Source organism: Pseudomonas sp. AK181 (assembly GCF_051122975.1).
In the GTDB taxonomy this organism is placed as follows: Bacteria; Pseudomonadota; Gammaproteobacteria; order Pseudomonadales; family Pseudomonadaceae; genus Aquipseudomonas; species Aquipseudomonas lactis.
This window is the reverse complement of record NZ_CP146348.1, coordinates 6,323,888-6,348,758: the sequence shown is the minus strand read 5'-3', so window position 1 is coordinate 6,348,758 and position 24,871 is coordinate 6,323,888. Positions and strand designations below refer to the sequence as shown.

30 protein-coding genes and 1 tRNA gene are annotated in these 24,871 nt (G+C 52.9%); 25 read left to right on the top strand and 6 right to left on the bottom strand.

What is annotated here, in order from left to right:
• Positions 1–110: 110 nt before the first annotated feature.
• From V8689_RS28955 to V8689_RS28915, 9 genes are all read left to right on the top strand, one after another.
• Complete coding sequence (locus tag V8689_RS28955) at positions 111–806, top strand: hypothetical protein (protein WP_056782544.1); 696 nt, start codon at positions 111–113, stop codon at positions 804–806.
• A 111-nt stretch (positions 807–917) separates the two neighbouring features.
• Positions 918–1,247: a hypothetical protein gene (locus V8689_RS28950; protein WP_056782545.1), complete on the top strand. Its 330-nt coding sequence runs from the start codon at positions 918–920 to the stop codon at positions 1,245–1,247.
• 186 nt (positions 1,248–1,433) lie between these two features.
• Positions 1,434–1,817: a cysteine peptidase family C39 domain-containing protein gene (locus V8689_RS28945; RefSeq protein ID WP_236710105.1), complete on the top strand. Its 384-nt coding sequence runs from the start codon at positions 1,434–1,436 to the stop codon at positions 1,815–1,817.
• The gene (locus tag V8689_RS28940; RefSeq protein WP_003187492.1) at positions 1,814–2,170 is read left to right on the top strand and encodes a hypothetical protein; all 357 of its coding nucleotides are present in this window, start codon (positions 1,814–1,816) and stop codon (positions 2,168–2,170) included. The genes V8689_RS28945 and V8689_RS28940 overlap by 4 nt, the downstream gene beginning before the upstream one ends.
• Positions 2,171–2,302: 132 nt before the next feature.
• Complete coding sequence (locus tag V8689_RS28935; RefSeq protein WP_056782546.1) at positions 2,303–2,968, top strand: hypothetical protein; 666 nt, start codon at positions 2,303–2,305, stop codon at positions 2,966–2,968.
• Between the two features lie 1,084 nt (positions 2,969–4,052).
• Positions 4,053–4,685, top strand: a complete 633-nt coding sequence (locus V8689_RS28930) for a cytidine deaminase-like fold-containing protein (RefSeq protein ID WP_082587692.1) — start codon at positions 4,053–4,055, stop codon at positions 4,683–4,685.
• A complete protein-coding gene (locus tag V8689_RS28925; protein ID WP_054896839.1) occupies positions 4,682–5,083 on the top strand; it encodes a DUF6911 family protein in 402 nt (133 codons plus the stop codon). The genes V8689_RS28930 and V8689_RS28925 overlap by 4 nt, the downstream gene beginning before the upstream one ends.
• 372 nt (positions 5,084–5,455) lie before the next feature.
• Complete coding sequence (locus V8689_RS28920; RefSeq protein WP_124411307.1) at positions 5,456–5,848, top strand: SMI1/KNR4 family protein; 393 nt, start codon at positions 5,456–5,458, stop codon at positions 5,846–5,848.
• Positions 5,849–6,331: 483 nt separating this feature from the next.
• Entirely contained in the window at positions 6,332–6,733 is a 402-nt protein-coding gene (locus V8689_RS28915) for a hypothetical protein (protein ID WP_223816901.1), read from the top strand.
• Positions 6,734–6,839: 106 nt separating this feature from the next.
• Here the strand turns inward: V8689_RS28915 and V8689_RS28910 are convergent, their stop codons facing one another.
• The gene (locus tag V8689_RS28910; RefSeq protein WP_005783616.1) at positions 6,840–7,097 is read right to left on the bottom strand and encodes a hypothetical protein; all 258 of its coding nucleotides are present in this window, start codon (positions 7,095–7,097) and stop codon (positions 6,840–6,842) included.
• Positions 7,098–7,352: 255 nt separating this feature from the next.
• Between V8689_RS28910 and V8689_RS28905 the strand changes: the two genes are divergently transcribed.
• From V8689_RS28905 to V8689_RS28875, 7 genes are all read left to right on the top strand, one after another.
• Positions 7,353–8,045, top strand: coding sequence for a hypothetical protein (locus V8689_RS28905; RefSeq protein WP_056782548.1), 693 nt, complete (start codon positions 7,353–7,355; stop codon positions 8,043–8,045).
• A 359-nt stretch (positions 8,046–8,404) separates the two neighbouring features.
• Positions 8,405–9,085 (top strand): CsgG/HfaB family protein, encoded by a 681-nt coding sequence (locus V8689_RS28900; RefSeq protein WP_005783620.1) that lies wholly within the window; start codon positions 8,405–8,407, stop codon positions 9,083–9,085.
• A gap of 29 nt (positions 9,086–9,114) precedes the next feature.
• Positions 9,115–9,477: a DUF4810 domain-containing protein gene (locus V8689_RS28895; RefSeq protein ID WP_032894211.1), complete on the top strand. Its 363-nt coding sequence runs from the start codon at positions 9,115–9,117 to the stop codon at positions 9,475–9,477.
• Positions 9,474–10,124, top strand: a complete 651-nt coding sequence (locus tag V8689_RS28890; RefSeq protein WP_056782549.1) for a DUF799 domain-containing protein — start codon at positions 9,474–9,476, stop codon at positions 10,122–10,124. Before V8689_RS28895 ends, V8689_RS28890 begins: the two co-directional genes overlap by 4 nt.
• A 200-nt stretch (positions 10,125–10,324) precedes the next feature.
• The gene (locus tag V8689_RS28885; protein WP_056782550.1) at positions 10,325–11,947 is read left to right on the top strand and encodes a vWA domain-containing protein; all 1,623 of its coding nucleotides are present in this window, start codon (positions 10,325–10,327) and stop codon (positions 11,945–11,947) included.
• Between the two features lie 194 nt (positions 11,948–12,141).
• Positions 12,142–12,714, top strand: coding sequence for an RNA polymerase sigma factor (locus V8689_RS28880; protein ID WP_056782551.1), 573 nt, complete (start codon positions 12,142–12,144; stop codon positions 12,712–12,714).
• Positions 12,711–13,298: a hypothetical protein gene (locus V8689_RS28875; RefSeq protein WP_056782552.1), complete on the top strand. Its 588-nt coding sequence runs from the start codon at positions 12,711–12,713 to the stop codon at positions 13,296–13,298. The genes V8689_RS28880 and V8689_RS28875 overlap by 4 nt, the downstream gene beginning before the upstream one ends.
• A gap of 49 nt (positions 13,299–13,347) precedes the next feature.
• Here the strand turns inward: V8689_RS28875 and V8689_RS28870 are convergent, their stop codons facing one another.
• Positions 13,348–14,379: an SDR family oxidoreductase gene (locus V8689_RS28870; RefSeq protein WP_056782553.1), complete on the bottom strand. Its 1,032-nt coding sequence runs from the start codon at positions 14,377–14,379 to the stop codon at positions 13,348–13,350.
• Between the two features lie 116 nt (positions 14,380–14,495).
• On the opposite strand from V8689_RS28870, the gene V8689_RS28865 reads away from it, so the two are divergent.
• Positions 14,496–15,395, top strand: a complete 900-nt coding sequence (locus V8689_RS28865) for a LysR family transcriptional regulator (RefSeq protein ID WP_056782554.1) — start codon at positions 14,496–14,498, stop codon at positions 15,393–15,395.
• A gap of 235 nt (positions 15,396–15,630) precedes the next feature.
• Here the strand turns inward: V8689_RS28865 and V8689_RS28860 are convergent, their stop codons facing one another.
• Together V8689_RS28860 and V8689_RS28855 are read right to left on the bottom strand one after the other, a co-directional pair.
• Positions 15,631–16,383 carry a hypothetical protein gene (locus V8689_RS28860; RefSeq protein ID WP_056782555.1) on the bottom strand — a complete coding sequence of 251 codons (753 nt, stop codon included), beginning with the start codon at positions 16,381–16,383 and terminating at the stop codon, positions 15,631–15,633.
• Positions 16,384–16,611: 228 nt separating this feature from the next.
• Positions 16,612–16,905, bottom strand: coding sequence for a DUF3077 domain-containing protein (locus V8689_RS28855; RefSeq protein ID WP_056782556.1), 294 nt, complete (start codon positions 16,903–16,905; stop codon positions 16,612–16,614).
• Positions 16,906–17,328: 423 nt separating this feature from the next.
• On the opposite strand from V8689_RS28855, the gene V8689_RS28850 reads away from it, so the two are divergent.
• Both V8689_RS28850 and V8689_RS28845 read left to right on the top strand, forming a co-directional pair.
• A complete protein-coding gene (locus V8689_RS28850) occupies positions 17,329–17,970 on the top strand; it encodes a GIY-YIG nuclease family protein (RefSeq protein ID WP_056782557.1) in 642 nt (213 codons plus the stop codon).
• Between the two features lie 52 nt (positions 17,971–18,022).
• Positions 18,023–19,507 carry a hypothetical protein gene (locus tag V8689_RS28845; protein ID WP_056782558.1) on the top strand — a complete coding sequence of 495 codons (1,485 nt, stop codon included), beginning with the start codon at positions 18,023–18,025 and terminating at the stop codon, positions 19,505–19,507.
• A gap of 49 nt (positions 19,508–19,556) precedes the next feature.
• Here the strand turns inward: V8689_RS28845 and V8689_RS28840 are convergent, their stop codons facing one another.
• Both V8689_RS28840 and V8689_RS28835 read right to left on the bottom strand, forming a co-directional pair.
• Positions 19,557–20,936 (bottom strand): HEPN domain-containing protein, encoded by a 1,380-nt coding sequence (locus V8689_RS28840; protein WP_056782559.1) that lies wholly within the window; start codon positions 20,934–20,936, stop codon positions 19,557–19,559.
• 265 nt (positions 20,937–21,201) lie between these two features.
• A tRNA-Arg gene (locus V8689_RS28835) sits at positions 21,202–21,278 on the bottom strand.
• 195 nt (positions 21,279–21,473) lie between these two features.
• Here V8689_RS28835 and V8689_RS28830 point away from each other — a divergent pair.
• The 6 genes from V8689_RS28830 (at position 21,474) to V8689_RS28805 (ending at position 24,803) form a co-directional block, all read left to right on the top strand.
• A complete protein-coding gene (locus V8689_RS28830) occupies positions 21,474–22,190 on the top strand; it encodes a Crp/Fnr family transcriptional regulator (protein WP_056782560.1) in 717 nt (238 codons plus the stop codon).
• Positions 22,191–22,277: 87 nt separating this feature from the next.
• Entirely contained in the window at positions 22,278–22,820 is a 543-nt protein-coding gene (locus V8689_RS28825) for an RNA polymerase sigma factor (RefSeq protein WP_177342979.1), read from the top strand.
• A 103-nt stretch (positions 22,821–22,923) separates the two neighbouring features.
• A complete protein-coding gene (locus V8689_RS28820) occupies positions 22,924–23,151 on the top strand; it encodes a RebB family R body protein (protein ID WP_003187543.1) in 228 nt (75 codons plus the stop codon).
• Positions 23,152–23,169: 18 nt separating this feature from the next.
• Positions 23,170–23,742, top strand: a complete 573-nt coding sequence (locus V8689_RS28815; RefSeq protein ID WP_056782562.1) for a hypothetical protein — start codon at positions 23,170–23,172, stop codon at positions 23,740–23,742.
• A gap of 82 nt (positions 23,743–23,824) precedes the next feature.
• A complete protein-coding gene (locus V8689_RS28810) occupies positions 23,825–24,451 on the top strand; it encodes a hypothetical protein (RefSeq protein ID WP_003187547.1) in 627 nt (208 codons plus the stop codon).
• Between the two features lie 40 nt (positions 24,452–24,491).
• On the top strand, positions 24,492–24,803 hold the full coding sequence (locus tag V8689_RS28805; protein WP_056782563.1) for a hypothetical protein: 312 nt from the start codon (positions 24,492–24,494) through the stop codon (positions 24,801–24,803).
• Positions 24,804–24,871: the final 68 nt, after the last annotated feature.

Below are 24,871 nucleotides of genomic sequence, written 5' to 3'. Positions count from 1 at the left end.
GCTATAACTAAGGTGGGCGTTAAGATTTGATTGGCGAAGTTGCGTTTGCTTAGGGGGTAAGCCTTTTGGGTTTAGTTTTCAAGTTCGCCTAACTTTCAAGAGTGTTATATATGAAAAAAATTTTCGTAGTTTTTTGCACTTTATTTCTGCTGGTTGGCTGCGTAACACAAGACCTGAGCATTGAAAACCGCCATAAAATCACGACTGTCACTATTTTGCCTGCCTCGTTTTCGGAGCAGCAGTTCAAGTACACGAGTATGGATCAAGCCTGGGGGGCCGGCTTAGGTGCCGGTGCCGGAGCGGCTGTGGGAATGGCATCGGATTCTTCCAAAGTCGCTACCAGTGCTATGGCTGGCGTGGGTGTGGTAGCGGGCGCGAAAGTAGCTGATGGTGGAGTTTTAAGTCCACGGCAGGCAATTTTGTTGAATTTGCAGCGCAACAAAATAGATCCAGGGAAGTTGTTTAAGCAGCAGCTGGAAGCGCGGATAAGTGCTGAGTATTTATTCAAAGTTGTTTCGGAGGACAGCCGGGCCGATGCGCATATAGAATTCGTCGTGTCAGAATGGGGCTTTGCCTTAAAAAACTACAGTGCAGAGCTTTATCCCACAGTGGGCATTGTAGCGACCATGAAGCTCGGCGACGCAGTAGTTTGGAGAAATTTCGAAACTGTCACAGCGTTCAGTGAGGGAAATGTCCAGGCGTATACACCTCAAGAGTACTCAACAAACCCTGAGGCTCTCCGTAGCGCTTTGCAGAATGCTTTCGAGTTAGTGATAGCTAAACTAATAGCTGATTTGAAACAATAGGTGCTATAAGGCGTAGGGAGAAAAGGGTACAGATTTATTTGAATGAGGCTTGAAAAGCCTGTTAAATAAATCTGTCCCCTTTTTCTACAGGTAATATTTGGGAATGATGTTATGAGTAACAAATATCAAGCTGCTTTTGTTATACCTGTTGGTGCAAATAAGACCTTAGGTGAAGATGGCTGGGAGTTTGAAAGCTCTGAGCGTATTTCTAGAGATCTAGAAGCGTATTTCGCCAGAACGTTGGAGCTTGATTTTGTAAAAGAGTACTCAGGTATTAAAGAGTACGCGGGTTCGCGGTTTAAAATGTTAATAATTTTTGATGATGAAAAAAATATTGAAAATATTTTCTTTCAAGTCTTTTCTGAAGGGTTGAGCGTCTTGTCAGAGGCATGCCTAGACAAAAAAAATTTCTCTAAGGCTGAGCTGTTTATTCCGTGTTGAATGTCAGCATTAGATGGTGTGTAAGTAAAGGGTTTGCCTTAATGGAAAAGAATAGAAAGGTGGCAGATTTATTTAAATTAGAGTTTAAAGGCGCATTAAATAAATCTGTCCCCTTTTGTTCGAAGCGGTGATCGTTTAGTTGTGAATCAAGGGCCCGTACCTACATGTGGTCACAACTCATGTGGCATGGTTTTGGATACCATGGGACATAAAGTAGACATAGGAAATCTGATTGAAAAGCTTCCACCCGGAAAAGACGGGATTTTCCCTCAGGACGTTGCGAATTTGATGAAGTCTGAGGGCGTCAACACGGCAGTTTATGCAAGCCGTAACGTTGCTGATTTGGCAAGATACACAGCAAACGGAACGCCTGTTATTGTCCAAGTGGTGGATAAAGCAGCGGGTACCGGATTTTCCCATTTTGTTGTGGTCGACGGCATTACGACCAGAAATGGCATTTCTGTCGTAGCAATTCGTGATCCTCATGGTAAGCAGTATTTTAGCCCCGCGACTACTTTTGAAAAGAATTTTTCAGGTTATGTTGTTGTTCCAAAGGATGCTCTGAAATGAAATTAAGCATTAAGTTTCCCGAGAATTTGTTAACCCACAGCCTGCTCGAGCAAAGGCTGATTCCTTGCATTTGCAAAATTGCAACGGAGTTTGAAATTGAATTTTTGGACCCTTTGCCAGAAGCTGCAGGAACCGTTCTGGAGTGGGATCGTGCAGAACTTGAAAAAAGAGCGATAGGTGGAGTAGGTGGGCAATACTCTCACTATGCACACGGTCGGGTGTCGTTAAAAAAAGTTGATATTGATATCTACCAAATATTGGATCTTGAAATGTTTTATAGGCTTTTTGGATGGTGCAGCATCTTGGAAGATGGCAACTATGCGCCGCCGGGGCAGTTTTGGGATGATGAATAAGTTGAAAAGGAAAGGGGGCAGATTTATTTAAATTAAAGTTTGAAGGCGCACTAAATATATCGCCCTCCTTTTGTTAATAGATATGCTTAATGAGCCAAATATCAGAAATATTTCTGTAAGGGTGGCACGGTGATGACCACATATAAACTCGAATTTCGACATAGACCTAGTGTTTCAGATTCTATCGAAGAGAGGCATAAAGATTTTTTGAGAGCTATAGGCGATTTGGGCGTTCCGTGGAATTTGAACGATGCCTTTGAAGTCCCCCCTATTGGAAGCGAGTTGGTGACCTCGGTGTCATTGGATAAGCTACTTCCAGTCGGCGTTAAAGGTCGAATTTCATATGCTCTGCGAGATCAGAAGTATCTCCAGGATGATGCGCAGTTTGATGATACGCTATTTATTGAATTTACAGGCTCCAAAGTCGACTATTCATATTTGTTGAAGATTGTTTTTCCTGTTTATATAAAGGCGTTTGGCTCCTATCGCTCAGCTTTACATGATTGGAATGTTACGAGGAGCGATTGGCCTTTAGTGTTGGAAGCTTGTGATGCTACAAAAAAAGACGTTAACGGTAGGGATGGCGTTTTTCGTATAAATGCGGCGAATTATTTCGATAAGGAATTGTGTTTTCGCGCCTTCGGAAAAGGGCCGCGTGAACTTGTTGATTCGTTGAATGGTTATGTAGAAGAAGTGTGTGAGTTTGAAGAGGGGGTTTTGGTTGTAATTAGTTATACCCCGCTTTCTGCCGACGAACTACTCAGTGCGGGTGATCGACTAAAGAGCTTGGTGGTTTGATTTTTTGTCTGGTCAAATTGGTTGATATATTACAGTTTTGATTGGGCTTGGTTGAGTTGGTGTAAAGGTTCTGTTTTGGTGGTTCTTTAACAAAATGGTTTCTTATAAGTCGGCCGGGCAGTTATGAGTTAACTGCCAATATTTTGCTTTAGATCTTCGCGTTTAATTTCCGTCCAATAATACCCAACAGATCACACCCGTCCCTCAGCGGGATAGCCAGAAATAGCGCAAGAACATGCAACATAATCGCACAATTGCTGATCTTGTCCCTAAATGCCAGTTATTAAATAGACTGTCCCCTTTTCATTCGTGATGGTGAGAAGGTCGGAATTAAGGTGGTGGACTAATGGCTAGGTTTAGAGAAAGTATATATTTGTCTTATTCGCAATTTTGCGTGTTTTTGCAAGGAAAGGGGACATATTTATTTAAATTTGTACTGGGGTAAGCGTATTAAATAAATCTGTCCCCTTTTGTTCGTCCCCTTTTGTTCGGAAAATTTGGGCAGCATGCCGCCTGCTCTGCTTGTAAATTATGGAGCACTGTACGATGAGTACCGCCCAGCAATTGAGTCGGAGAAAAAGCGTGAAAATTAATAAATGGCTTTTGGTAGTATTATTGTCGGCCTTGGCTGGCTGCGCACCTTCCCATTCCGATTGGGAAAATGGAATGAATCTATGGGTAGGTACTCATTTCGATTCCCACCTTTACAAAGACTGCACTCGAGGATGTGGCGACTCATATTGGTCGCCTGTAAATAAAAATAAGACCTTTGATAAGGTTGTTGATGAAGGCGGAGGCAGGCGGTATTACATAACTTGGATTAGAGATTGCCGATATTCTGTTTTTGTCTCTGCGGATCGGCTAATAAAGTCATGGAGATACGAAACTTCTAACGTAAAAGGATGTTATGTCTTTTAACTGTTGTTTTAAGGGAAAAGAAAAGAGAGAAAAGGGGGCGAGAGAGAAAAGGAAGAGGAAAGGGACAGATTTATTAAATTAGAGTTGAAGAGCATGTTAAATAAATCTGTCCCCTTTTGTTCAAGATAAGAATCAGGACGACACGCGCCTCGCGGTCCAGCAAACCATGAAGGGTGATCATGCCGAAATGGTTGGCATGATGTTTGGCGGTGGGTTGGGAGGTGCGGGTAAGGTTGCTGGGCGAGTCGTTGAAGGAGCAGAGTTAGGAGCAGCCAAAGGCGCTGCGTCTAAGAATGCAAACGCAACAAGCATGTTTACGGATTCCGAAACCGCTGCACTGGCAGAGAGGAATGTTATAGAAGGGGCGGCTAAGGGCGCGGCTCCGAAAGTAGCCGCAGAGGGAAAGGTAGGTGGACAAACCTTCCAAGACGTCAATCAGACCTCTCGTCCGCTCAACGAGGCAGACCCGAAAATACCTTCGTTGATCACGGATAGGATTGCAGATAAAGCTGCTACGAATCCTGGCAAGCTTTATCCAAACGGAAATATGAAAGATGCCCACGCAGAAATAGGTGTGATTCAGCAAGCATATAGCTCTGGTAAAACTGCGGGGGCGGACATGTCCATGACGGTCGCAGGAAAAGATGTATGCGGTTTCTGCAAAGGTGACATTGCTGCTGCCGCAGAAAAAGCTGAGTTGAAATCGCTCACCGTGAAAGCTATAGATGATAAAACGGGACTTCCGAAAAACTATTACTGGGAGTCAGGCATGAAGTCCATTAAGGAGAAAAATAGATGATAATTGGAGGGTATACACTTAATCCTGAACACGGTAGATTGCAAATCCCTCTTGTTCGCCAACCGTCCCTGGAAGATGTGAAGTCCATTATAAGCAAGTATAGAAAATTTGACGGTGTCGCTTCGTTGTCTATTTCACCGACGCCTGAATATGGACCGTATGAAATCAATCTTTACGCTGATTCTGGAAATTATCTTTTGATGCTAAATCAATACCTTGAAGATGGTGAGCACGTCGTGCGTACTCTTAATAATACGTCGATGGGGACAAGCTCAGTTGAGATTTTGGGCGACTATTACCCGGCGAGTTTCATAACTAGAGATATAGGTGTCGTTACTTCTTGTTTTCAAGAGTTTTTGAATTTTGGTGATGTGAGTTCGTTCGTCTTGAGTGCATAGAAATAATAGGAATGTAATAAAAGAGTAAAGGGGGACAGATTTATTTTAATTCGAGATGGCGGTAAAGCCCTATTAAATAAATCTGTCCCCTTTATTCACATTTAATCCAAGGAAATAGTTTGGTATGGATTCAAGATTGATATCACTCTGTAAAGAGTTGGCGAAAATGACTTCTGATCAGGCGGCAGCTTGGATATTGAGCCGGTATCCGCTTGCTTCAGATAATTGAGCGCGAGAAAGGGGACAGATTTATTTATGCGAGAAAGGGGACAGATTTATTTAAATTAGAGTTGAAAAGCATATTAAATAAATCTGTCCCCTTTTGTTAGTCCTTTTGTTAGTCCCTTTTGTTATAAAAAGTAGGGGGTAAAGATGGACATTAAAACTTTTTTGAAGAGTAAAAAAGAAGAGCATTTACTTGATGGCTTGGCTGCTGTAGATGATGTCAGTATTAATGCAATAAGGTTAGGGCAGAAAAATGCACCTGATGATTACTTAGAGTTTTTGCAGGAGTTCGGAAGTGGGGAGATTGAAACAACCGGATTCATGCTTTATAACGGCTTCCTAGAAGCAAGTGATATTTTTGATGATGAGGCTGCGGTGCAATTCGAAGGTGTTATGATTTTTGGCGATGATATGCAGGGACGCTGCGTCGGTTTTGATAAAAATGATGAATGGGCTGTAGTGGAAATAGACGCTGCAGATATGAGTGTTAAGAAGTTGTGTGAAACATTTTCTTTGTTTGTTTATAGTTTGTTGGGGTAGCTCTGGGAGAAAAGGGAACAGATTTATTCAAGTTAGAGTTTAAAGGCATATTGAATAAATCTGCCCCCTTTATTCTCCCTTTATTCAAAGGTCGGGAAGAATGTACGCGCCAAATGATCTTGCTAGTGATCTTGAGAAAAAATTTTCCACAGGGTTCGACGTGTGTAGAATTTCTAAATTTGCGTTTGAAATTTATCAGTGTCATGGATTAGAGTTTACTCCTCCGATGGATCGAATACTTCTCTTATTGATGGCAATGGAAGAAGGGGAGGAGTTTGAGCTGACTGAATCTGAGTTCTTGGGTTTGATCTCGGAGCTTAGGACTATGGATTGACAAAGCTCAAAATTAAAAAGGGGCTGAGAAAGTGGCACAGATTTATTTAATTCCACAGGGTAGTAGAAAATCCAACTAACGGTAGAAGGAAGCTAGACATAATGACAGAGAAATCAAAAAAAGGATTTTGGCGCTGAGGTTTTGCACTGTTGTTTGTTGGTATTGCGGCGGTCTTGATAAAACAAGCAACAGAAGAAACGCCTGAGCCTAGCAAACCAACCTTCCTTAGTGACTTGATAATCGTCACCGCGCGAACGCACGCGCGTAATTGGAAGGTTGACGAAAATACAGAGCTTGTTCGTATGGAGGCGACTAATAGTCATACTATAACGGTTTATTATTCTTTATTGAATTATGATTTTGATGTTTCTAGTTTTGACTTGGAAGCTACCAAATCAGCAGTTGTAAATACTTTTTGTGATCCCGAAAATTTTGAAAAACAATCCATTTTTTCGCTGGGCGGAACTTACGTTTATGTTTTTGGTAGCAAAAATGTAAAAGAAATTGGCCGATTTGAATTTAACAAAAAGAATTGTGAAGGTTCTTTGTAAACGCTTGGTCATCAAGGCGGAGCAGTGCGAAAGGGCAGGTTTATTTAGCCTTTACCCTCCCCGCACGAGGCCAAAGCGGGCGACACAAAGGCCGCCCGGTTTTCACTCAGGACGGATCGGCATTAAGCCTGCGACTGATGACATCCAGCAAATCACACCCATCGCGCAGCGGAATGGCCAGCAAGTGGGCGAAGTCTGAAAGCACTACGGCATCGCTGCTGAGTTGTTCGCGGAAGGCCAGGTTTTCCAGCAGTTGGGTGACGGCCCGAATACGGTGCACGGCGGCGTCGTGAAGGACGTCGAGAGGTGCCTGGGTGTCGATGATCAGGGCTGGGACGGTGCAGTCGTGGCCGGTGAGGGGGATGTATCGATTCATCATTAAGCTCTCTATTGATTATTGAGGGCTCGTTCTTCGGGTCGCCAAACCCGGTCGCTTTTTGAGCGACGGCCGGACTATAAGCCGCACCGCCAAGCCCGCGCAAGGCATCAAAATGCCGCTGCTTCGAAGCGTGCCCGCAGCCGCTAACATCTTGCTATCCATTGCCGACATACTGCCCACGAACAAACGCACTACGAATACGCAAATCCGAAGCCTCACCCCAAACATTAAAGGACCAATGTGAAAAATCTCCTCCTCATTCTCTTCGCCACCCTCATCCTCGGCGGCTGCGTCAGCCACCCCCTCACTCCCGAAAACCGCGCGCAGATAAAGACCGTCAAAGTCCTGCCCGTGAAGTGGGAAAAGAACATGGTGTACTTCGGCCGCGAACAGGCCTGGGGCGCGGCCCTGGGTGCCGGGGTTGGCGCGGGTGTTGGCATGGCCAGCGGGGCGTCCAAGCTGGGTACTGCGGCGTTGAGTGGCGCCGGGTTTGCCGGCGGCATGAAGCTTGGGCAATTGGCCGAGATGCCGACGCCGGTGGCTATTCTGACGGTAATGGAGGCGGAAAAACTCGATGTTGGCGTGTTGCTCAAGCAGGGCTTTGTCGATGAGTTGGGTAAGACTTCGACGCTCAAGGTGGTCGGCGACGATGAGCCCGCCGATGCGCAGATTCAGCTGACCGTGTCCGAGTGGGGCTTTCGCCTGACCCAGGGTTTCAGCAGTGTGATTTATCCGACCCTTAACGTGTTAGCGCAGATGGATCGGGGCGATGAGATGGTCTGGCGCACCTTTGAAGCGGTGACGCCGTTTAATGGTCAGAACGTTTATGGCTATACACCGTTAACCTACCGCACGGACCCTGAAGCTTTGCGCCGGGCGTTGACCGGGATTACGCAGATTTCTGCGCAGTACCTGGTGAAGGAGCTCAAGTAGGGCTGTGCGAAGGCTGGCGGCTGTTGGTGGGCGGGCTTGGCCTAATGCCAGTCAGGGTTAAGCGCAGTTCCCCTGTGGGAGCGGGCTTGCCCGCGAAGGCGGTGTGTCAGTCGCTGCATCTGTTGCTGCACTACCGCTTTCGCAGGCAAGCCAGCTCCCACATTGGATCTTCGTTGCTTTGAGTATTGCGGTCGGCAGTCATATGGCCGAAACAACTTGAGAACCGCTCTCAACCCCGTAAAATGCCGCAGCCGTTGTATCACAGTCTTTCAGGGAAGAATTCAGGCCAGTGCGTTTTCAGGCTGCCTTTCTCCTTGGAAAACCCAGCAACGCTGATTTCCTCACCCAAGGAGCACCCTGTGAAGACACTGTCCAAAATCCTGCTGTCGGGCCTCACCGCCGCGGCGCTGTTGACCGTGGCCGGTTGCGCCACCGAGAGCAACCGCGCGATGCCGGTGGAGCAAGTCGCCAGCGCCCACGTGGCCTATTCCGGCGTGCGTGTGCCGATTGCCGTGGGCAAGTTCGATAACCGCTCCAGCTACATGCGCGGCATCTTCTCCGATGGCGTTGACCGTCTCGGCGGCCAGGCCAAGACCATCCTCATCACCCACTTGCAGCAGACCAACCGCTTCAGCGTGCTGGACCGCGACAACATGGGCGAGATCTCCCAGGAAGCCAAAATCAAAGGCACCGTGCAGAAGCTCAAGGGCGCTGACTATGTGGTGACTGGCGATGTGACCGAGTTCGGCCGCAAAGAAACCGGCGACCGCCAGTTGTTCGGCATTCTCGGCCGTGGCAAGACCCAAGTGGCCTACGCCAAAGTCGCGTTGAATATCGTCAACATCAACACCTCCGAAGTGGTGTATTCCACCCAGGGCGCCGGTGAGTACGCGCTGTCCAACCGTGAAGTGATCGGCTTCGGCGGCACCGCCAGCTATGACTCCACGCTCAACGGCAAGGTGCTGGACCTGGCCATGCGCGAAGCGATCAACCGCCTGGTCGACGGCATCAACGCCGGCGCCTGGAACCCGCGTAACTGATCAGCCACACCACAAGGAGCAGTACACGGATGAGCAAGGCAGTGAAATTGGCGCTGATGCTGGCAGCAGTCGCAACGGTAGCTGGGTGCCAGACGGCGCCCCAGCCCCTGTATCAATGGGAGAGCTACCAGCCGCAGGTTTACGAGTACTTCAAGGGCGAGCCCAAGGAAGCACAGGTGGAAGCACTGGAGCGCGATCTGCAGAAGATCAACGCCAGTGGCCGCAAGGCGCCGCCGGGTTACCACGCGCACCTGGGCATGCTGTACATGAACATGGGCAAGGATGACCAGATGGTGCAGGAGTTTCGCACCGAGAAGGCGCTGTTCCCTGAGTCTGCTGCGTACATGGACTTTCTGTTGAAAAACGCCAAAGCCGGAGTCGCCACCAAATGAGCCTGTTAAAACTCACCGGCGCCTTGCTGGCCCTGGCGTTGCTCGGCGGTTGCGCCGCACCCAAGACCGTTGATTATTCGGCGTACAAACAGGCGCGGCCCAAGTCGATCCTGGTACTGCCGCCGATCAATGAATCGCCGGAAGTGCAGGCGTCCTACAGCCTGGTGTCGCAAGTCACCTACCCGCTGGCCGAAGCCGGCTACTACGTGTTGCCGATTGCCCTGGTGGACGAAACCTTCCGCCAGAACGGCCTCACCACTGCCAACGATATCCAGGCCGTACAACCGGCCAAGCTGCATGACATCTTTTGCGCGGACGCGGCGCTGTACATCACCATCAGCGAGTACGGCACCCAGTACATGCTGATCTCCAGCGACACCTCGGTGACGGCCTCGGCCAAACTGGTGGACCTGCGCACCGGCACCACCTTGTGGACCGGTTCTGCGCGGGCGTCGAGCGAGGAGGGCAACAACAACGGTGGCGGCCTGGTGGGCATGCTGATCACGGCGGCGGTCAAGCAAGTGATCAACAGCTCCACCGATGCGGCGCACCCGATTGCGGGTATCACCAGTGCGCGCTTGCTGTCGGCAGGGCAACGCACCGGCATCTTGTACGGCCCGCGTAACCCGAAATACGGCACGGACTAAGAGAACACCGCCATTCAACTGTGGGAGCTGGCTTGCCTGCGATAGCGGTGGGCCAGTGCTGGAAAGGCTGCCTGACACACCGCTATCGCAGGCAAGCCAGCTCCCACATTGATCGGGATGAATTTCCAAGGTTTAACCCGAACCCAACCTTCCTCGCGTCTGACCTTGTGAACGGACTATTCATTCACGAGGTTCAGCCCATGTCCCGCCCTCTGCTCTGCCTGCGTCCCGCTGCCCAAGGCTTCACTGTTACCCTACTGGTAGCGTTGGCCGGGTGTGGGCTGTCTTCCTCTCCCGAGGTGGCCAAACCGGCACAGCCCATCGCCGAGTTGCACAGCGCGCCGGTTGAGGGCGCGATGGCCAAACGCATGGCCATGCCGGCACCCATGAGGGTGCGTGAAATGGCGATGATGAATGACCGCAGCGAACCTCGCGAGCAATACGCCAACCTGCCCGACAACCCCGTGCACCGCGTCGCCGAAACCCCGGTCTCCACCTTCAGCGTGGATGTCGACACGGGCAGCTACGCCAACGTACGGCGCTTTCTCAACCAAGGCCGCCTGCCGCCCGAAGGCGCGGTGCGGTTGGAGGAAATGGTCAATTACTTTCCCTATGACTACGCACTGCCCACCGACGGCTCACCCTTTGGCGTCACCACCGAAGTGGCCGCCACGCCATGGAACCCGCGCACAAAACTGCTGCGCATTGGCATCAAGGCCTCCGATAAAACCGTGGCCGAACTGGCGCCCGCCAACCTGGTGTTCCTGGTGGACGTATCCGGCTCCATGGACCGCCGCGAAGGCTTGCCGCTGGTCAAAAGCACGCTGAAATTACTGGTGGATCAACTGCGTGATCAGGACCGCGTGTCACTGGTGGTCTACGCCGGTGAATCCCGCGTGGTGCTCAAGCCCACCTCCGGGCATGACAAAGCCAAGATCCGCAACGCCATCGACCAACTTACCGCCGGCGGCTCCACGGCGGGCGCGTCCGGCATCGAACTGGCCTACCAGATGGCCCGCGAAGGCTTTATCGACCAGGGCATCAACCGCATCCTGCTGGCCACCGACGGCGACTTCAACGTGGGCATCAGCGACTTCGACAGCCTCAAGCAAATGGCCGTGGCCCAGCGCAAAAGCGGCGTATCGCTGACCACCCTCGGCTTTGGCGTGGACAACTACAACGAACACCTGATGGAGCAACTGGCCGACGCGGGCGACGGTAACTACGCCTACATCGACAACCTGCGCGAAGCGCGCAAAGTGCTGGTGGAGCAACTCAGTTCCACCCTGGCCGTGGTGGCGCGGGATGTGAAACTGCAGGTGGAATTCAACCCGGCCCAGGTCAGCGAATACCGCCTGCTGGGCTATGAAAACCGCGCCCTGAAGCGTGAGGATTTCAACAACGACAAGGTTGATGCCGGCGAGATTGGCGCAGGGCATACGGTGACCGCGCTGTATGAAATCGTGCCCAAGGGCGAGAAGGGCTGGTTGGAGCCTTTGCGATATGCCAATGCGCCGACGGCCGAAGGCAAATCCGATGAGCTGGCGATGCTACGGGTGCGCTACAAGCCCGCGGCGGGCGGTAACAGCCAGTTGATCGAACGCCCCATCGCCAATCAGGCCACCCCGGCCAGCGACGACCTGCGCTTCTCGTCTGCCGTCGCCGCCTTCGCCCAACAGCTCAAGGGCGATGGCCGCTACACTGGCACCATGAGTTTGCAAGACACCGCCAAACTGGCGCGCTCGGCCCGCGGCGATGACCCCTTCGGCCTGCGCAACGAATTCGTGCAACTGGTGGAGTTGGCCCAAAGCCTCAAACCCTGATCTCGCTCACAACCGAAATCAAATGTGGGAGGTGGCTTGCTGCTAAAGCTTTTTGTAGGAGCGAGCTTGCTCGCGAAAAACTCACAGGCACCGCGTTTATCCAGCAAGCACGCGTTATCGTTGACGATCTTCGCGAGCAAGCTCGCTCCTACAGTAATCCTGTTTCGGCTGACCAAAAGGAGTTCGCCCACTATATGGCCGTTCCAGATGACTCACCCAGCGACGAATCGCTGCTGGCCCGCTACCGAACCGGTGACGCTGCCGCCTTCGAAGCCTTGTACACGCGCCATCGCCAGGGCCTGTACCGCTTCCTCGTGTCCCTGTGCAACAAAGCCGAACTGGCCGAAGAAATCTACCAGGACACCTGGCTCAGCCTCATCCGCAGCACCACCCAGCCACAAGGCCGGGCGAGTTTTCGTACCTGGTTGTTCCAGATCGCCCGCAACCGCCTGATCGACCACTGGCGCAAGCACGGCATCCACAACCCCCTGCATGACAGCTACGATGAACAGCTGCACGCCCAGCCCGACCACAGCGCCGGCCCCGAACAACAGCTGAGCCTGAGCCGCGACCAGGCCCGCCTCGACGCCGCCCTGCAAGACCTGCCCGCAGACCAGCGCGAAGTCTTCCTGCTGCGCCTGCACGGCGAGCTCGAAGTGCCGCAAATCGCCACCCTCACCGGCGCCCCGCTGGAAACCGTAAAAAGCCGCCTGCGTTACGCCCAGCAGAAACTGCGCCGCCTGCTGGCCGAGGAGATACTCGCATGAACGACTCCCGACACACCCCAGACGACGAGATGCTCCAGCACTTTCGTCAACACAGCACGAGCGAACCGCCCGCGTCCCTCGACGCCTTCATCCTCAACGCTGCCCGCCGCGAAGCCCCGCAGCCGCAACCCAGCTTGTGGCAACGCTGGCTGCAAGCCTGCCAACGCCCGCGCTGGCAAATGGCATTTGCCACCGTCGCCGGGTTGGCGCTGATGATCGGCGTGGTCATGCGCTCCCCCGTGCCGCAGCCCCAAATCTCCACTGCGACATTCTCTGCGCTGCACCACGAAGAAGCCGCCCACCCAGCGCCACAGGCATTTTCCGCACCTGCACCCATGGCCCGGATGGCGATAGCGCCCCGAGTTGAAAGTGCGCCAGCTCAAGCCGAAAGCGCAGTGGCGGATCAGCCAGCGGCAAAACTCAGCAAACGGGCGCTGCCTACGTTAGAAGAAGGCCTGCAAGAGATTGTGAACCTGCGTCGAGCGGGGGAAACCAAGGCGGCGGACGAGAAACTGCTGGCGCTGTACCAACGCTTCCCGCAGGAGGATTTGCCGGCACGGTTAGAAGCACTGCAAACGCGTTAAATCTGCCGCCACGAAAAAAGCCCCAGGCCTGTCGACCTGGGGCTTTTTATTACAACCCGCCGTAGGCTCGGTACCAGCCCACCGTGTCCGCTAGGGTCTGCTCCAACCCGCGAAAACTCAGCCCCAGTTCCTCTTCACTTTTGCGATGGTCAAAGCGGGTACGGTGCTCCTCGCGTATCAACAGCCGCAACGTCGCCATGCTCAGCAAGATAGGCTTGCCAGTCAGGTACGCGTAGGCCTCTTGCACCGCTGCCAACAGGTACAGCGGGGGCAGCGGCAGTTGGCGGGAGGGCACCTTGACCCCAGCAATACGCCCCAGCACCGGCATCAGCTGGCGCATGGTCAAGTTGCGACCGGCCGCGAGGTAGCGTTCGCCCCTTCGCCCGCTCTGGGCGGCAGCAATGTGCGCCCAGGCCACATCGCGGGCATCGACCAGAGAAAAGGTGCCCGGAATCAGCCCCGGCAACTTGCCGTTGATAACGTCCCTCACCAACTGCCCCGAAGACGTCGGCCCACGGTCACCCGGCCCCCACATCCAACCGGGCAAGACCATGCAGGCGTGCATCTGCGGATGGCTTTCAAGAAACCTCAACACCTCCCGCTCAGCCAGGATCTTGCTGCGGTAGTAGTCATCCGCATCGGCTTCGGCCCGCAGGCACGTCTCGTCGATCGGCGTACCGGGGGCACCGTCGAGCACGGCAATCGACGAGGTATGCACAAACCGTCGCACACCGGCGTCATACGACTGTTGCAGCAGGGCCCGCGTACCGACGACATTGATCTTTTCCAGTGCCTCCCAATGGCTACCGCCCTTGTAGTTATCCCGAAAAAACGCCGCGCAGTGAAACACCGTATCGCAGCCTTGCAACGCCGCCGCGAAGGCATCCACATCCGCCATATCTCCCACCACCAACTCCACACCCGGCACATCGCCGAACTGCTGCGCGCCCTTGGCCGCTGAGCGCACCAGCGCCTTCACCGCATAACCCCGTGCGACCAGCTCCCGTACCAGGTTATTGCCCAGCAAACCGGTGGCACCGGTCACAAAGGTGCTGCGCAAGCGATTGGGGTTCGTGTTCATACAGGCCATTCCATTTGTTGAGAAGGCCAGTAGATATACCGGTCAGCCCGCGCCGTAAAAACAGCGCCTGCGGCATAATGGCTTTGCACATCTGCACACCAGGGAAGCGCGGAGATATGGCATTGCAGGCAAATTGGGACGATCTTCGACTGCTGCTGGCAGTCTCACGGCGCGGCAGCTTTTTACAGGCAGGCCAATTACTCGGTATCGCGGCCTCTACCGTCTCCCGCCGCCTCACCCAACTGGAAACCGCCCTGGGCGAACCACTGGTGGAACGCGGCGTGGAAGGCTGCCGGCTCACCTCCCGAGGCCAAGCCCTGGTAGACGTCGCCCTGGCAGCCGAATCCGGCCTACGCCGCCAGGCCCCCGCCGACGGCACGCCCGCAACCCTCAGCGGCACCGTGCTGGTGAGCGCCGGCGAAGGCTTTTCTGCCAGCGTGCTCGAAGCCGCCAGCCGCTTCACAGCGCAGCACCCAGGCTGCTCCGTAGAACTGCAGGTCACCACCGACTTCCACAAAATCGTACGAGGTGTGGCTGACATCGCCATACGCACCGCACACCTGGGCGAACCTTCCCTGATCTACCGAGGGCTCGGCGAACTCGCGTACGGGGTCTTCGCAACCGCCGAATACCTGCAACGGTTTCCTGCGCTAACGCCAGCCACTGCCGCCAGTATCGCCTTGCTGCCACCGCTGGACCTGCTACCGCAAATGCGCGCCGCGAAAGCTGCGGGGCTGGACCGTGCGCCGATCAGGGTGAGTTCGTTTGCGGTGCAGCTTGAATCGGTGAGGCGGGGGATGGGGGTGGCGGTGTTGCCGCGTATTTTGGCGATGGGGTTGAGTGAGGTTTTCGTGGAGATAGAACTGCCGGCGATGGAGGTTTATTTGGTGACGCGGCCGCAGGCGTTGAAGCAGGGGCATATTCAGGGGTTTTTTGGGGTGTTGGAGGGGGTGTTGCGGGATGAAATTTCTAGCCTGGATAAGCAGCATTTCAGGAATTCATCGAGTTCTGCGTAAGGCCCAACCCATCGGGATGTGGAGGCTCCGCCGCTTTTAGCACTATCGAGTCGCGCGTGTAACTCGCCCATAAAAAGCCCCAGATCACCCGACCTGAGGCTTTTTCATTTCATATCTTGTGCCCCGGCGTCGTTTGAACTGGGCGGTTAGGCTGCCGTATTTACTGGGTCTCGTAGGTTGTCTGTCGGTTAGGCATACACGTGGGCATACATGGCCCTTTCTGCTGCGCTTGGATTTACGCCTTTGGTGGGAGCTTTTCCATCTCAGGAGGACGTTGTTTCAGCTCCGTCTCACGGATTACGCGGCCAGTCGTACCATCAAGCTTAAATAGGGTCCTGCCCACGAGTAGAAACGTACTTTTGCTGTCCGCCAGGATCAAATGGCCTACCAGGCGCTCGCCCTTGTCGGTTACCACGGTATCCACAGCTTCGAGGTCCCCGGGAGTTTCTAACTGGGTATACCTTTTAAAATCTGCAAGCCCCGCCCCCCTACCTTGTTGAACTCCTGCGCCAGGAGCGAAGAACGCCATAAACATGGCAATCCCTATCCATGCTGCAAGTCCAATCACTACGTTGGCCTTGGGCCTTCTCGTTATAACCGCAACAAAGAGCGCAGCAATCGCCACAAATGCGAAAGCCAGGAGGCCGGGTCCTACGATGGGCCATCGTTCCGCAGCGCCCAATGCACCAGAGAATAGACTGGTGTACCCATGCAGCAGCAGTGTTGGTGTGCTCAGTGATAGCTCGTTCTGGTCGATACCGAACTGCTGAAATCTGCCGGATAGGAGCGAGTACCCGTAGATCACCAGCGCGGCCTGCGATGCTAGCGCTCCAAATGTAATCAGTTTGAAAGCCAGGTCTGTATTGGTTTTGGCTTCCCTGGCAGCTGGGTCATCTAACGTCTCGTGATGTGCAGGGGCTGAGGAAGCAGTGACGTGGATGGGTGTAAGCAGCTCTACCCTCAGCGGTTTGTCTCTGCGCCAGAACATGGTGTTTCCTACTCCAGTGGGTGACCGGAGAAAATACCCCCGAATCTGGTGAGAGGGTAGGTCTGATATGTCGCTGGGGGCCTTGGAGCATTCTAACCGCAGGGGGATCGATCTATTTAAGAGCGGGACCGACGTATGGGGGCGAGAACGTATCGACGGATGCATGGAGTGGGTTTATTTACCCTCAGTGTTTCAGGCGCCCGATGCACTGCACCGGGCGCGAACTACTTACTGCGGGTGCGGCCCACCAGGCTGCATGGCCAGGAGCAGGTCATCGACGATCGCTTTGCCCATTTCACACAGGTAGTGCGAGGCAAACGCGAACTTCTCCGCCTTGGGATCCATGGCGGCTTCAAGCGAGAGCATTTTTGCGTAGTAGAGAACGTGTGCTGCGTGTTCAAGGGCTTCCAGAATAGGAACCCCGGCGTTGACTCGAAACAATTTCAGATGGCTTTTTTCCTCGCCACAATCTGCGAAAGTCTGAGCGCCGATCGTTTTGGCTTCTGCGGGTGGGGTACTCATTACTGACCTCCCACGTACATGGGGGCGGTATTGATACGGACGGCACTACGGTAATCAAGCATGGTGTGAAACCTCTCTGATGACCAACTGAGACGGCCACACATCGTTTCCAGGCGATGGGTGGCAGCCGTGCGCAGGCTGGAAACCGAGACAGAGACTACTCGGCAGACACGAATGTCTCCCGCACACGGCCGCCATGAAGCACAAACGGCAGGCATAAAAAAAGCGCCTGCTGATTGTTTGACGACGCTACGTGCGTCTCGGTGACGGGTTTCCAGGCCCGGTCGCTGATGAGCAGCGACGCGAAGGAGATTAACGCGACGACCTATGTGCTGCAACTCGCAAAGCAGGTAGGATCCTTCTGAATCGCGTGATGGCAAAATAGAATGCCTTCTTCAGTTGGCTCGAAAACAAGGAACGTTGATGCAGCCCAACCTCAGCTTTACCGATGTGGTACGTGAAATCCTTCGGAAGCATCCAGCCGGGCTCACACCGCAAGAGATCAGGTCGATTGTGAAGGCGCAATACTCGAGCTTTTACGGAACCGAGTCGCATGTACGCAATGTAGAGAGCGGGAATTACAAGGATCTTGACCACGCCTTACTGGCCAGGATTTATATCGCATGCCGCAGTGCGAGCGATATTTTCGCGGATAAGTCGCAGAAACCACATCTAATGTCATTAGAGACAGGTGCCGAGCCTCAGGAGCTAAATGAGCCAGACTTTATCGAAGGTGAAGACCTGGAGAAGTTGGCTGAAGACGTCGGCACCTTGTACGTATTAGGAACGAATCTATTTACGTCCGAAGGTGTTGAAATTATCAAAATAGGAATCACCACCGGGCCTGTGGAGAGACGGATTGCCCAGCTTTACACAACCGGGGTTCCGTTTCGTTTTCGAGTAATCTCCCAGCTTGAAACCACAAACTACTCTAAACTTGAAAAAGCTTTACATTGTTTATTTGATAAATATCGAATTAACCAGGCGCGGGAGTTTTTTACAGCTCGATGCCTGGAACACATATCTGAACTGATTGCTGTTCATCAAAAAATTGAACAGGTATAGATAGTGTTGGCTCGGGTTGGTAGTTCGTACTTTGAATGGCTGGGAGTACTTTATGGCGAAAATAAGTAAAAAAGCGATCAAGCTCAAGCGTGAGAAAGAAAAGTTTAAGCGTGAACGCGAGCAGCAGCTACGTAGCTTTTACGCTGGAATTAGTGATATGCATAAAGATCCTGTGGTAATAAGTATTAAATCTGCGGTAGGATATTTTAAGTCTTTTATGTCGGAAGAGGTTTGGGGGCGAAGAAAGTCCAAAGTCGAGAGATATTTTTTAGGGGTCACAAGATCAATAGTTGAATCTAATACAAAAGATTCGATGGAATACAATAATCGTATGGCCTTTTTTGATAAATGGATCGACTGGTATATTTATTTAGCTGAAGTTTGTTCTGAAAGTGGGTTTGGTTATGATGAGGCGCAATGGGCGCGCATCAAGCCTTTTTTTATGAAGATTGGAGCGTCTTTAGAGCTTGTAAAAAATATTGCAGGCGTTGAAGTGCGTGTGAAAAACATGCTGTATAGCAAGGATAATAATGCGGACTCTGTTTTGTTTGAACTTATTGTTGCTATTGCTTACGCTGAGCAAGGCTGGCAGGTAGAGTTTATTCCAGAGATTAAGGGGGGTAAGAAGACTCCTGATTTAAAAGTTGTTAGAGGCGGCGAGATTTTATTTGTTGAGTGTAAGCGTTTTCAGAAAGTCACGGACTACTCGGAGGCTGAGCGAAGTGCTTGGTTAGTGCAGTGGAATACATTGCTGCCAGAAATGATTAAATGCGGGGTGCCAGTTCTTGTGGATGTGAATTTTAAGTCAGAAGTCCATTTGCAGGAGCCTGGCTTAGTAGCGAAACTTTTTCGATCGACACTTGAGAATAAAGTTCGTTATATAAATACTCCTGAGTGCGATATTTTTCTTCGTCCAATAAACTACCCAAAAATGTGGGAGCACTTTTCGAAGCATGCAGTGAAATTTCCATCTGCTCAGATAAATGCACTTATTGATCCCCGGTGGCAGGCTCATGCCTCGTACACGCTGGCAATGGATGCCAAATTTAGAGCCATGCCGAAGGGGGACTCAGCGCTTAATCGATTTGTTGAGATTATTCGTGCTGTTTTTTGTGCGAGATGGGAATGCACGGCAGAGATATCAATTGATAAGAAAGCGAGAGACGTTAGGACCTTGTTAGACAAGGCTGTTGAGCAGGCGCCTGCAGATGGTAGGACGGTTATTCATATTGCGTACGAGACTCTACATGGACCGAACATTGAGTTCGTCAGAGATAGAAAAATATTTGAGCTTGTAGAGTCGTACGAGTTTGGTGAAAAGGACGTCGCCTGCATTTTTTGCCATGCTATACAGCCATCCTCGCATCCTGACGGAGTAATTGAATTGGCGGAGACCACGAGATTTTTTAACCGTTCTCTAAACGCTGACTATGTATTGCCTGGAAATCAATTGTTGTTTACATGCCACGGAGCAGAAATATCGTTCAATGATACACATTGGATGCAGGATGCAAAAAAAATGGTGGAGTGGAGTTAACCCGGAGTGGAATGGGTCAGGCCCCGTTTAGGCTAGACCCATTTAGGGGCTACTCGTTATTTTGCTCGATGAAATTGGCGTTTCTTAGAAGGAGTGCGAGCGGAGGGACTTTGGTCAACTTTATTGCTTCCTGCGAGGTTAGTCCAAGGCGAATGAGCAATCTTAATGCGAACAAGACCCGAAGACGAAAAATCAGTGACACAAGACGCACTCCTTTGATTGCTTTTCTTGCTCCTTGAGGATCATAGTGAGCTTGATAATTTCTAGTTCTCACAGTGCCCTGAACGATAGCATCCGCATTTTTGGATCCTCCAAAAACTTCCGCTATGTCATCAATTAATAAATGTAATCTTTCGCCAAAAGAAAGTTCATATCCGTAGTTAAGCTTCTGCTTTAGCCATTCGCGCTCTTCTATCGGACATGTTTTCAAAATTGATGTTATTTTTTCTTTGTAGTCTTTTTTTGACCATTTTCTTGTGTCAGATGTTCTACGATGAAAGGCTTCAAGTGCTTGGGCCATTGATAGGAACTTACTATCGATATATGCGTGGCTATCGTCTTGAACCGAGAAATAATGGTGGAGGGCTGGGCTCAAGTTATCATATTCCTTTAGCCACAGAGACAGTAGATTACCGAGGCGTGACGAGATATTTGAAAAGTTTAAGAGCATTTCGTTTGATTTGAGAGGTTTTTGGGCGGAGTTATTTAAGCTTTGGAAGTAAATATCCAGCCACTGATGTATCTCGTCTACTTCTGGATCATCTACCTTCGCTTTTAGAGAATGAATTGCTACAGGTTGGCCGATCACGAAAGATAGAAAGCGAGTGATTCGATGTGAAATCGATTGAAAAAAGTCAAAGTTTTGAGACTCAACGGGAGTAACTTGGATATATGCCTGCTGGTAAAGCTCCATATTTGGATATTTTGTTCCTCCTGGAACTCTGACATTCATGCCGATGATAAGTTTAGTTCCATCGAATAGCTCGTATTCGACGGGTTCAGGCCTCTGTAAAGTAAGGCTCCAATCTTCAGTGGAGTTGCCAATTGCAATTTTAAAAGCCGACTTTCCAAGCCATTCGCTGAGATTGTCTACGCAAAATTGTAATGATCTAAATTTCGTAGGCCCGGATAAGCCTGCACCGACAAATGCGAGTTGCGCAGCTATTAGCGACTTCGAAGTTGTGCCTGGAAACGAAAAGCTCATATTTCTGTACTCGCACCCCTCCAGTGTTAAGTATCCACCCTCGACCTGACCAATTAAGCGACCGATAACCATCTCATCGAAGGTCGTAAACGCGTCTTCATCCGTTGTAATTTCAAGCGATATCCGCCCACCATTTGAGACGGTTAGTATTCCTGGATATCGTTTATTAACGTTATCAGGGCTGAAAAAGAACCCGTTTTTCACTACGTCAGCAGCTAAGTACATTTCCAATTTCCCTTTGTCAAAGCAGTGGCACTCTGCCGGTATTTGTCGCGATTTGTCTAGCGAGGAGAATGAGATACAGCTTACTTAGGGGTACAAGGAAAAAGAGGAAAAAGAGGGCCAGATTTATTTTCACGGCGAAAAAGGGGGCGGCAATCCCAGACAGCCCAAACCAAAACCCCGCTCAACTCCCTCCCAACACCACCCCCCAACCCAAAAAACAAAAAAGCCCCAGATCTCTCGACCTGAGGCTTTTTCATTTCATATCTGGTGCACCCGGCGGGATTCGAACCCACGACCCCTGCCTTCGGAGGGCAGTACTCTATCCAGCTGAGCTACGGATGCTTGTGCGGGCGACATCATACCCATGTCGACCTGATGCGTCCATTCCGGCATTTGCCCCGCCCCCTGTCGTCCATTTCCGACAAAAAATGGCTAATCGCCACCCTCATTCACAACTCCCCGCGCCGCACGTCCCTTTGTTTGCTTTGCTCTTGTGGCTTTACACCGCTTCCACGCCGCAATTCCTCAGGTGAACGCATGCATTCCAAAGGAACCGTGATGCTCGATCTCCCGCTCAGACAAACCCTGCTGGCTCGCTCCGATTTGTTTCGAGGTATGCCGGAGCATCTCTTGCGCTACGTGGCCACCCATATGGTGGAGCGCACGCTGGATGATCGTGAGCTGTTGTATTTCAAGGATGACACCCTCGAATTCATTGCGTTGGTGGTGGAGGGGCGGATTTATTCGGTGGTGCATGGGCCGGATGGGCGCGAGCAGATTATCGGCAGTACCGGGGCGGGGCAGGTGGTGGGGGAGACGGCGTTGATCAAGGATCATGGGCGCGAGTCTTCTACCTTTGCCAGCGGGCCCACACGGTTGTTGCAGTTGGGCAGCCGGCATTTTGCTGTGCTGTTTGAGGAGCCGGCGTTTCTGCGGCGTTTGTTGATGTTGATGATGCTGCGTTTGCTGCACGCCATCGAGTTGCTGGAGTTGGTGTGCCTGCATCGGCTGGAGTCGCGGTTGGCGCGGTTTTTATTGGCGAACCTGGGCGAGATCGACCTGGCGTTGGCCTTGCCCAGTGTGTCGTTGCCCGCAAGCCAAGGGGTGTTGGCGTCGATGCTGAATACCAGCCGGCCCAAGCTGAATGTGCAACTGCAAGTGTGGCGGCGCAGTGGGGTGATCAGCGGCGATCTGGAGCGCATGGTGATCAACGATGTCGAGCATTTGCGGCGCAAGGCTTTTGCGCTGAATTAGTTGTGGCGGTGTTCCCCAGGTAACAGCGTGCCCCCGTCGAGCCCTCGCAGACTGGCCCTTCATCAAGGATGCACAGGAGTGCTGGCGATGGGGATGACTGTTCAGTTCAAGGATCAATGGGCCGCCGATGACCGTTTGTTCGAAGCGAGTTGGCGCGCTGTGCACGGCGAGCTCAGGCGCCGGGCGTTGCGGCGGGCCAAGGGCAATCTGGATCAGGGCCAGGAGTGGTTGGCGGCCACGGCGATCAAGGCCCTGTTGTTTTTTCGGCGCTCGCCGGAGCGCATTCGTGACCCTCAGGGGTTTCTGTTTCTGGTGCTCGACCATGTGTTTCTCGACAGCTTGCGGCGCAGCAAGCGCGAGGGGCGGCTGTTCGATGATTCGGTGGATCTTGAACACGATCACTTGGCCGCGCTCGCCGCGCCCTGCGCCTCGGTGCTGGAGCGGGTGGAATGTTATGAGCGCCTGGAGCAGCTCGAGGCGCACGTCGCGCGGTTACCGCTGTTGCAGCAGCGTTTGTTCGAGATGCGTTTTGTCGACGACCTGCCTTACCCGCAAATCGCCGCCGAGCTGCACGTGAAGCTGCCGCTGGTGCGCAAGCGTGTGCAACTGCTGCGCGATGCGTTGCGCTGAAGGTGATTCACACATGTTGGCGTGGGGCGTTCTAGTGGTATGAGCGCAGCACGCCGCCGCTATCCACACCCAAACCTGGGTGAATGCCATCAAGGAGAGATGTATGACAGAGGTCAACAGCCAGATCACCGACGCGGTCACTCAAACCAACGTCAAGGTGGTGGCCGAGGCGCCGGCCCAGGCCATCGCGTCGCTGTACCAGGTGGCCAGCAGCGCGGCGGGCTTGTCGTTGCAGAACGCGGTCAACAGCCAGCAGGCGATGAACCAGATTTCCAACGCGGTGATCTCCAAGGCCGTGGCGCTGATCATGCAGATTGGCGAGAAGGGCTGAGCCCTCGGGAGTTGGATTATGTCGTGGTTCAGCAGAAAGAAACCCGCCGCCGCCCAAGCAACGCCCGCCGCCGATCCACCTGCGCCGGCGCCCGCGGCCCCGGCCTCGCGCTCGATCATGGCGCGCATGAACGAGCATTTGCTCAATCAGGTGAGCGCGCCGTCATCCGACAGCACGGCGGCGCTCAATAGCCAGATTGTGCAGGCGGTGCAGTTCACCAATTCGCAGAACTTTGCCTATGCGCCGGCGCAGATCGCGGTGCCGGCCGACATGATGATCAGCCAGGCGGCTGGGCTGGTGGCGCAAGCGGCGGCGGGGTACTTCGATGGGGTCAGCAAGATCGCCCTGGCGGCCCAGGCCGTGCTGCTCCAGCAAATGACCGAGAACATCGTCAAGGACAACCTGCCAGCCGCTGCCGAAGATGCCCTGGGCGCCTTGGCCACCGACCTGCTGGTGGGCGCCGCTGCCGCCGTGGCTGCCGCTGCCGGTGCGATGGAAGCCGAAGCCGCCAGCGTGGCGATCGACAAGATCGACCAGAGCATCGCCAAGTACGCGAGCACCCTGGCCAACCGGGCCGCGCCAGTGGCTTGAACCGAGCACAGCGCTCCAGCGTTCTGCTGGGGCGGTGCAACAGCAACTTGAAAGCAACTTTTCTTGAGTGAGGAGCGACATCATGCAGCCTGGAGATATTATTTTTTCTGTCAAACAAGATGACGACAGCGCAACGCGGGCGTTTATCAAAGCCGGTCAACTGGTCAAGGCCAAGGTGTTCTCGCAGGACACGACCTACCTGAATGTGGTTCACCCGGCGATTGCGGTAAGCGACACCATGGTGATCGAAAGTGTCGGCAGTGGCCTGGCCCTGACCGACCTGAGCCTGGAAAAGCCGCCGCGCTCGGCGATGGTGTTTTCCTGCGTGGATACCGAGCTGGGCGAGGCGGCGACGGTGGCTGCCAAGCAGTTCTACTTCGACAAAATCGGCGGTGATATCCGGGGCCGTTACAGCGTGTGGAACGCGATGATCTCAGCCTTTCGGCGCTGGACTTCCGATACCAGCCTGGTGACGCGGATCAACGAGTCTATCGACATTGGCAGCGGGTCCTTTTGTTCGCAGTTCGCGGCCAACTGCTATGAAGTCGGCAACCTCTACAACGAGGCCAACCTGCTACCGCCTCCGCCTGCCATTTTTCCCAACCAGCCCAGCGCCATCACGCCTGCGGAGTTGGCGACCTTCTGTGATTCCTCGCCACACTTTTACTTTGCAGGTTTCTGGCAGGACAACGTTGAGGTGCGGCTTTAGCGGGCGTGTCGCGGCCAAGGCATCTCCCAAGGAGGTCGATATGCAACCCTCGGTTCTGTCCACCGATGACCGCCAGCGGCTCGAAGCAATGCTGCGCAACCCGCAGGTATTCGCCGGAACGCCCCAGGCCATCGTCGACGAAACCCTCAAGCGCGCCACCCAGGTGCTTGAGCAATCGAAGGCCAACGAACAAGCGCTCAAGACCGCTGCCCAGCAACGTGAAGCAGCCCTGCGCCAGGTGTTGGACGGCGCAGCTCCCGACCAGGATGCGCAACGCAAGGAAGTGCAGGCACTTATCCAAGGGTTGATCGCCCAGATTGAAGCGGCGTTGGGTCCCGCAGCGAAACCCTAAACCCGGTTTCACAGCGCCTGTTTCGCAACGTTCATTGATGAACACGGAATGCACCGTGTACTAAATAA

Coding starts and splice junctions, on each gene's coding strand:
- V8689_RS28810 (WP_003187547.1), top strand. CDS start 23,825: ATGCAGCCTGGAGATATTATTTTTTCTGTCAAACAAGATGACGACAGC.
- V8689_RS28880 (WP_056782551.1), top strand. CDS start 12,142: ATGGCCGTTCCAGATGACTCACCCAGCGACGAATCGCTGCTGGCCCGC.
- V8689_RS28845 (WP_056782558.1), top strand. CDS start 18,023: ATGGCGAAAATAAGTAAAAAAGCGATCAAGCTCAAGCGTGAGAAAGAA.
- V8689_RS28890 (WP_056782549.1), top strand. CDS start 9,474: ATGAGCCTGTTAAAACTCACCGGCGCCTTGCTGGCCCTGGCGTTGCTC.
- V8689_RS28820 (WP_003187543.1), top strand. CDS start 22,924: ATGACAGAGGTCAACAGCCAGATCACCGACGCGGTCACTCAAACCAAC.
- V8689_RS28855 (WP_056782556.1), bottom strand. CDS start 16,905: ATGAGTACCCCACCCGCAGAAGCCAAAACGATCGGCGCTCAGACTTTC.
- V8689_RS28805 (WP_056782563.1), top strand. CDS start 24,492: ATGCAACCCTCGGTTCTGTCCACCGATGACCGCCAGCGGCTCGAAGCA.
- V8689_RS28875 (WP_056782552.1), top strand. CDS start 12,711: ATGAACGACTCCCGACACACCCCAGACGACGAGATGCTCCAGCACTTT.
- V8689_RS28870 (WP_056782553.1), bottom strand. CDS start 14,379: ATGAACACGAACCCCAATCGCTTGCGCAGCACCTTTGTGACCGGTGCC.
- V8689_RS28865 (WP_056782554.1), top strand. CDS start 14,496: ATGGCATTGCAGGCAAATTGGGACGATCTTCGACTGCTGCTGGCAGTC.
- V8689_RS28950 (WP_056782545.1), top strand. CDS start 918: ATGAGTAACAAATATCAAGCTGCTTTTGTTATACCTGTTGGTGCAAAT.
- V8689_RS28955 (WP_056782544.1), top strand. CDS start 111: ATGAAAAAAATTTTCGTAGTTTTTTGCACTTTATTTCTGCTGGTTGGC.
- V8689_RS28935 (WP_056782546.1), top strand. CDS start 2,303: ATGACCACATATAAACTCGAATTTCGACATAGACCTAGTGTTTCAGAT.
- V8689_RS28895 (WP_032894211.1), top strand. CDS start 9,115: ATGAGCAAGGCAGTGAAATTGGCGCTGATGCTGGCAGCAGTCGCAACG.
- V8689_RS28920 (WP_124411307.1), top strand. CDS start 5,456: ATGGACATTAAAACTTTTTTGAAGAGTAAAAAAGAAGAGCATTTACTT.
- V8689_RS28830 (WP_056782560.1), top strand. CDS start 21,474: ATGCATTCCAAAGGAACCGTGATGCTCGATCTCCCGCTCAGACAAACC.
- V8689_RS28840 (WP_056782559.1), bottom strand. CDS start 20,936: ATGTACTTAGCTGCTGACGTAGTGAAAAACGGGTTCTTTTTCAGCCCT.
- V8689_RS28850 (WP_056782557.1), top strand. CDS start 17,329: ATGCAGCCCAACCTCAGCTTTACCGATGTGGTACGTGAAATCCTTCGG.
- V8689_RS28940 (WP_003187492.1), top strand. CDS start 1,814: ATGAAATTAAGCATTAAGTTTCCCGAGAATTTGTTAACCCACAGCCTG.
- V8689_RS28930 (WP_082587692.1), top strand. CDS start 4,053: ATGAAGGGTGATCATGCCGAAATGGTTGGCATGATGTTTGGCGGTGGG.
- V8689_RS28815 (WP_056782562.1), top strand. CDS start 23,170: ATGTCGTGGTTCAGCAGAAAGAAACCCGCCGCCGCCCAAGCAACGCCC.
- V8689_RS28885 (WP_056782550.1), top strand. CDS start 10,325: ATGTCCCGCCCTCTGCTCTGCCTGCGTCCCGCTGCCCAAGGCTTCACT.
- V8689_RS28925 (WP_054896839.1), top strand. CDS start 4,682: ATGATAATTGGAGGGTATACACTTAATCCTGAACACGGTAGATTGCAA.
- V8689_RS28945 (WP_236710105.1), top strand. CDS start 1,434: ATGGTTTTGGATACCATGGGACATAAAGTAGACATAGGAAATCTGATT.
- V8689_RS28825 (WP_177342979.1), top strand. CDS start 22,278: ATGGGGATGACTGTTCAGTTCAAGGATCAATGGGCCGCCGATGACCGT.
- V8689_RS28860 (WP_056782555.1), bottom strand. CDS start 16,383: ATGTTCTGGCGCAGAGACAAACCGCTGAGGGTAGAGCTGCTTACACCC.